Here is a 6361-nt window from a genome sequence, read left to right as displayed (position 1 = left end):
GATGACTTCTTCGCTATACATTCCATCGCCGATACGGCATGGAAGAACAATCAATCTCAATACAATGCCATTGCTACCATCCTATCTTTATAGGATGGCACACCTTGGGTATGGCTGAATAGTTACCTGGATGAATGTCCCGGATCATTTCCCTTCTTTTTTTGTTTCTTGATAAACCTTTCTTCTTTTCTCTGTTTTTTGTAATTTTTTATAACAAAAAATAGAGTAAGACTTGCAATTCTTGAAAACATTCATTATTTTTGTCACGTAATGTCTGATCTTAATGTTCTTGTACATGAAAATATTAATTGCCGGAGGTACCGGATTTATAGGAACAGCCTTGTGCTCTTTTCTGGCAGGGAAGAAAGATGAAATCAATGTCTTGACCCGAAGACAGATGAGTGATACGGAAAATATACATTATTATCAATGGGATGTAGAAAAAGGTTTCATTGATCCTCGGGCTTTTGACGGGGTGAGTGCAATCATTAATATGACGGGTGCCAATATTGGTGAGAAGCGCTGGACCAAGGCAAGAAAACAGGAGCTCGTAAGCAGCAGGATAAAGCCTCTTAATCTGCTTCTTAGATATGTGATGGATGTCGGAAGCCATATAGATGTGTTTATCTCCTCTTCTGCCGTAGGCTATTATGGAGCGGTGACTACCAACCGGATCTTTACGGAAGAGGATCGCAACGGTACGGACTTTCCTGCACATCTTTGTAAGTTGTGGGAAGACAATGCCCGGAAATTCGAGAGGGTGGCTGACCGGGTCGTGATTTTACGCAAAGGTGTGGTGATTGGCAGAACCGGAGGAATGTACCGGAAACTGAAACCGCTGGCGCGGCGGGGGATCAATGTGTCTCTGGGAAGCGGAAGGCAGTATCTTCCATGGATATGTATCGGTGACCTTGTCAGAATCTATGATTATGTCCTGGAAAACAAGAAGATGAGGGGCGTTTTCAATGCCGTCACCAGTGAGCATATCACCATGAATGATTTCTCGGAAAAGATGCTGCATTCGTTTGGCAGGAGAAATCTCATGCCAAATGCTCCTGCGTGGGTCATCAAACTCCTGTTTGGTGAACTGTCTGAGATATTGTTGCTAGGATCCAGGGTCAGTAATGAAAAGATCAAGCGTATGGGCTTTGGATTCTGGTATCAGTCTATTCATCAGTGTCTGTAAAAAGGTGGTGACTAAAAAAATAGAGGATGAAAATTCTGATAGGATTTCGAAATCATGTCTATGCGGACTATATCGGGTATTGCCTGAGAACGTCAGGACATGAGGTGACAGTGGTCGATGGCGGCATGGATATAGTCCATCTGCTGTTCACCCAGGAATGGGACATCGCAATGATAGGCATTCATGTCAACTACTATAACGGGCTTGAGATTCTGGATAAGTACCGGAAGTATTACCATGAGATGCAGATGAAAGCGCCGGGGAAGGTTCTTCCAAAGACGCAAATCTATATCGCGAGTGGTTTTTATGATCGCGGGAGCATGCAGCAGGCGAAGGACCTGGATGCCGCGGACTATTTCGTCGTGCCGCAGGATGCAGATGATTTTTTAAACCGGATACTCAAGAAAGATAGCTTATGAAATATTTTTTTCTTGTACTTTTCTTTTGGGCTGATTGTACTATGGCTTTTTGTCAGAAAAAGCAGGTTGAACTGCAATCCGTAGGGGTCAGCAATATGATGGAGTTCTATACCAGGCCTTCCAGGTTGAACTGGAACATCACGGCCTTTGAGGGTACGGTAAGGATCAACAGAGATAGCGTGCGTTCTATAACATTTGTGCCACGACTTAATCTGGCCCAAAAAGTTCCTGTGGGCGATGATTACTTTAAAAAGGTTGATGCCCAGGGACAGTTGGAAACTTATCTTGTCGCTTCGCGTAAACTCTCTTTATATGCCTTGTATGCTTACTCCGGATCCACTGTCTTTTCAAAGCATCTGGCTGTTGTAGAGGGTACATTTTCATGGCCTCATGGATGGAATCTCACGGGGGGAGGCAAGATGTATTATTGGACAAAGCCCATCTTCAGCTATACCCTTGGAGTAGAGAAATATGCGGGAAATTTCTGGATTACTCTGAAGCCTTATCTGACTTATCTGAATTCTAACTGCTATGGCTCCGTGAATTTAGGAGTCAGGAGATATTTCAGGGATCCGGTGAATTTTATTCATCTCGGCATTTTTGACGGTCATTCCGCAGAAGTCTTGCCTCATTTGGACAGTGAATACTTATTAGGTAACAAGACTTGGGGTGGTTATCTGCTATGGCAGCAGAAATTATGCCGGTCATTCTCATTGAAGACGGCAGTATCTTTTCGAAGAGAGCAGTATACGAATGGGCTGAACCGTAATATCCCTGGATTTACGATAGGAATTAATTATTTGTTCTGATATGCTGACATCTGTTTATAACTCTTTTAACGTCCTGCTATTGCATCTGATACAGATCGCAATAGTGTTCTTTATCCTGCTTGTCGTGGCCGTACCTTGTGTAACGCTGCTGTTGAGCTGGAGGAGAAAGCGGGGGAAACGCCGCCGGAAGATGCTCCATCAGAAATATGAAGAGGTCATCTTTCCCTTTCTGTATCATGGAAACATGAATCATATCCGTGACATCAGAAAGAAATTGGGAAGAGTGGATAAAGAGGTCTTCATCGGAATACTGAATGACCTGAGCCGCTATTTTACGTATAAAGATCAGAATAAAATCAGGCAGATAGCTGCTGTCTATGATCTGGAATCCTATATTTTGAAGAACATAAACTGGATCCTTCCTTCCCGAAAGATCCGGGCATTGAAAATACTTGTCAATATAGGATGCACGCGAAAATCTTATCCTATATTACAGAAACTTCAAAGAAGCAAAGATGTGATCCTCAGATTTTATGCCATCCAGAATCTGATCCTTTACGGCAGCTTTGGCGTGGAACAGGATTTTCCCGATTATAAGTATTCTCTTTCTCTCTGGGAGCAAATGGGGTATTTCTTCCTCTTCAGGTATAAACTGAAGGAGGAGCCTCATTTTTCCGCCTTGCTCTATTCGCCTAATGTTACGGTCATCCTGTTTGGATTGAGGATGATGAGATTATTCCATCAGTCTCTGGACATTACACGGAACTATGAAGGGGTCTTGATGAGCAAGGATGCTCAGGTACAGGTGGAACTCTATCGGTTGCTGGCTATGAATAAGGAAAGTGTGAATGATAGTGCGGTCATCAATGTTGGATTTTATCCTTTGGAGGATATGTTGTCCAATTATGCGCGACTGGACTATGTGACCACTGATACGATGCTTGACATTTATCACCGTACGGATAATCTTGCCATTAAAAGACATATTTTGATTTGTGTCTACGATTATGTGGCTGGCGGTAAGGCTGATATTGAATATTTCGCGGCCCATCATGAAGATGGGACTTTGAATGAGATGTGCAGGAATTTAATCATGGAGAAAAATGGGAAATAATTTTTTTACAGATGCGGGGGAAGTCATTAACATGCTTTTCTTGATCTACTCCATTTCCATTGTAGTAGTCTATACAAGTATGTCTGCCATATCCATCTACTATTTCTTCTATTATCGGAGAAGAAATATAGAAATCAACTATGATACTTTGCTTTCTGCTGGTGATGCAGCACCTAGCGTGAGTGTGATCGCATCGGCTTATAATGAGTCGGCAACAATCATTTCTTGCGTGCGCGCATTGCTTAACCTGAGGTATTTTAACTATGATGTGATTGTCGTCAATGATGGCAGTACGGATGATACCCTCGAAAAATTGCAGAAAGAGTTTCAATTGCAGAAACACAGTTATATCGTCAACTATAAGATTAAGACCAAGACCGTCCGCGGCGTTTACCGGTCTGAGAACCCGATTTTCAGAAAGTTGATTGTCGTGGATAAAGAAAATGGGGGCAAGGCAGATGCGATGAACTGTGGAATCAATATCTCTTATAAATTTTATGTCGTCTGTGTGGACGTAGACTCTATCCTGGACCGGGATGCCCTTCTCAAACTGGTTAAGGTGATCACCGAGAAGGAAGATGGAAAGGTGGTGGGGGTCGGCGCCTCAGTGCATGTGGCGAATGGATGTAAATTTGAAAATGGGGTCATTAAGGAACATGTTGTGCCAAAGAAGTATTTCACCTGCATGCAGGTAGTAGAGTACCTGAGAGCTTTTTTGATAGGGAGGATTTCCCTGGGACAGACAAGAAGTCTCTTGCTGATATCTGGGGCATTGGGGATCTTCAGAAAAGAGGCAATACTGAAAGTCGGTGGTTACCTGACCTCAACGATCGGCGAAGATATGGAGTTGGTTACGCGTATACAGGAATATCATTATAAGAAGAAAATACCTCATTTGATGTCCTATATTCCTGATCCTTTATTGTGGACGGAAGTCCCGGAATCGGTCAGGTTGCTGGGCCGCCAGAGAACACGCTGGACAAGAGGGTTGATCGATACCTTGAAATTACATAAGAAACTGTTTCTTAATCCGAAATACAGATCGGTGGGTCTGCTGGGGTATCCTTATTTTTTCTTCTTTGAATGGATGGCGGCTATTGTCGAACTGACAGGCTATGTCTATTTCTTTATTGCTCTGATCCTGGGTACAACGGTATGGAGCACCTTCTTCTTCCTGTTTGTTTTTATGTATCTGTTTGGTACTACTTTCTCTTTCCTGGGTATTTTCATGAATGAGATAGGTTTCCATGTTTACCATAAGACAAAAGATGTCATGAGATTGATCTGCTATTCCATGTTGGAGGCCTTTATTTACCATCCGTGCATCGTTTTCTGGTCTGTTAAGGGAAACTATATGTATCTGCGTCGTATCAAATCATGGGGTGTCATGACTCGGAAAGGATTTGGCCAGGAAAAGGCCTGATGGTTACGTCTTGTACTAGACTATTTTCTAATATTTTTAATACGGGCATTGATTCTTTAAAGATCGTTGAAGGGTCAATGCTCGCATTGTAATTAACTTGTAATCAATTGTAATTGGAAAGGCTGAAAGAGGCTTCAGATCCTCTATAGCCCATACGGTGCAGTTAATTATTATTAAATAGAATATATTCTATGAAATAATTTGTATATGTGTAGTATATTTTCTATCTTTGCAGAAGACAATTATTTTATTGCCTGCAAATAAATGAAATAATAATAACATAATCTATGATAAATACAAGAACAATGATGAATTTGACAGATGGATCGTCTTAGAAACTATCAATCGAAGGGACACGGAAAGATGATGAATAGTGTCTGAAAAGGAGAGGAATTTCAGTGCCATCATAACATGAACAGTATGAGTGGGACTATATCATGCCATTTATTATATTTTTATTGGAAGTTTTAGTTATTCATTTTAAGAGTTGTTTCAGTGAATTTTGTTATTGGAATTCTCCAAGAACTGCCTGGCAAGGTAGTTCGAGAACAATTAAAAGCTGAAGATGCAACTTCACATTAAATTTTGATTTATATAAAATTATAAATGGTTTAGGTATAATATAAGTGTAAAGTGAAAGTACGGGCTTGTGAAAGTCCGTGCTTTTTTGTGGATCATTTTATAAAGTTGGGTTTCAACCATCTTATTATGTTTCAGGAATAAAGTGATTCAAATAATAGGGTTGTTTTTTACAGTATACCTCTAATTTTACGGCCTTAAAGCCACCTTGGCACCTGCTTCCGGGCGGTATAGTCATGGAGGAGCAAAATGCACCATATCGGTCACAAGTGACTATCGTCGTGAAAATCAGTTGCTATGATCGTTAAAACGACAACAATGTTGTTTGAAACCTTTTTAGTTTTGGGAATGGAGGATCGTAGATCTATGGTTGGCCTTTAAATATCAGAAATGTCTTCAGAATATGCTGTCTGTCTCGACAATATCATCTATCTGTTGTTGCATGAAAGATACTCAGGCGATAAAGAGTCCGACAAAAAATGCTAATGTCTGGGATATAGTTGTAAACACTCAATGTAAGGTATCTCAATGGATGTTGTCTAACCTATCAGTTTTAAGTTACATGTAATGAGAACAGGTGAGTTGCTCAATATTTCTAATTGGTTATTCCCGAAGGCTGCCATAGGATCGAATGTCAGAATAAAACGTTAAATTTGCATCCTATTAATTCATTTAAGTTTTATTCTATGGAATCTACTATCACATTCTCATCATTTACTACTCAGTGTATTATCCATTCAGAGCAGAATGGCCGCTACGCTACGGCCCGCCTGTATAAGAATGCCCTCCATTCCTATACGATCTTCCTCAGTTCCCCATCGGTATCCTTCCCGGAGATCAACCGTGATAACCTTAAATCCTATGAGCAGT

Annotated in this window: 6 protein-coding genes; all 6 read left to right on the top strand. The window is 41.0% G+C overall.

Features of this window, described 5'->3' with window-relative positions; all coding sequences use genetic code 11:
* Positions 1 to 295: 295 nt before the first annotated feature.
* Positions 296 to 1186 (top strand): TIGR01777 family oxidoreductase, encoded by an 891-nt coding sequence (locus ACYRYG_RS13080; RefSeq protein WP_460198454.1) that lies wholly within the window; start codon positions 296 to 298, stop codon positions 1184 to 1186.
* A gap of 26 nt (positions 1187 to 1212) precedes the next feature.
* Positions 1213 to 1605: a response regulator gene (locus ACYRYG_RS13075; protein ID WP_460198453.1), complete on the top strand. Its 393-nt coding sequence runs from the start codon at positions 1213 to 1215 to the stop codon at positions 1603 to 1605.
* Positions 1602 to 2414, top strand: a complete 813-nt coding sequence (locus ACYRYG_RS13070) for a YaiO family outer membrane beta-barrel protein (RefSeq protein WP_460198452.1) — start codon at positions 1602 to 1604, stop codon at positions 2412 to 2414. The genes ACYRYG_RS13075 and ACYRYG_RS13070 overlap by 4 nt, the downstream gene beginning before the upstream one ends.
* Before the next feature lies 1 nt (position 2415).
* Positions 2416 to 3489 carry a hypothetical protein gene (locus tag ACYRYG_RS13065; RefSeq protein ID WP_293423263.1) on the top strand — a complete coding sequence of 358 codons (1074 nt, stop codon included), beginning with the start codon at positions 2416 to 2418 and terminating at the stop codon, positions 3487 to 3489.
* Entirely contained in the window at positions 3479 to 4912 is a 1434-nt protein-coding gene (locus ACYRYG_RS13060; protein ID WP_293418020.1) for a glycosyltransferase family 2 protein, read from the top strand. The genes ACYRYG_RS13065 and ACYRYG_RS13060 overlap by 11 nt, the downstream gene beginning before the upstream one ends.
* Positions 4913 to 6177: 1265 nt before the next feature.
* Positions 6178 to 6361: phage integrase SAM-like domain-containing protein (locus tag ACYRYG_RS13055; protein ID WP_460198451.1), on the top strand; the 184-nt coding region annotated here is incomplete at its 3' end.

Source organism: Segatella asaccharophila (assembly GCF_054687055.1).
Note: the sequence above shows the minus strand (reverse complement) of the source record. Positions and strands in the feature narration are given on the sequence as shown.

Excerpts from the sequence above, each read along its gene's own strand:
- ACYRYG_RS13075 (WP_460198453.1), top strand. The coding sequence starts at position 1,213 with ATGAAAATTCTGATAGGATTTCGAAATCATGTCTATGCGGACTATATC.
- ACYRYG_RS13070 (WP_460198452.1), top strand. The coding sequence starts at position 1,602 with ATGAAATATTTTTTTCTTGTACTTTTCTTTTGGGCTGATTGTACTATG.
- ACYRYG_RS13065 (WP_293423263.1), top strand. The coding sequence starts at position 2,416 with ATGCTGACATCTGTTTATAACTCTTTTAACGTCCTGCTATTGCATCTG.
- ACYRYG_RS13080 (WP_460198454.1), top strand. The coding sequence starts at position 296 with ATGAAAATATTAATTGCCGGAGGTACCGGATTTATAGGAACAGCCTTG.
- ACYRYG_RS13060 (WP_293418020.1), top strand. The coding sequence starts at position 3,479 with ATGGGAAATAATTTTTTTACAGATGCGGGGGAAGTCATTAACATGCTT.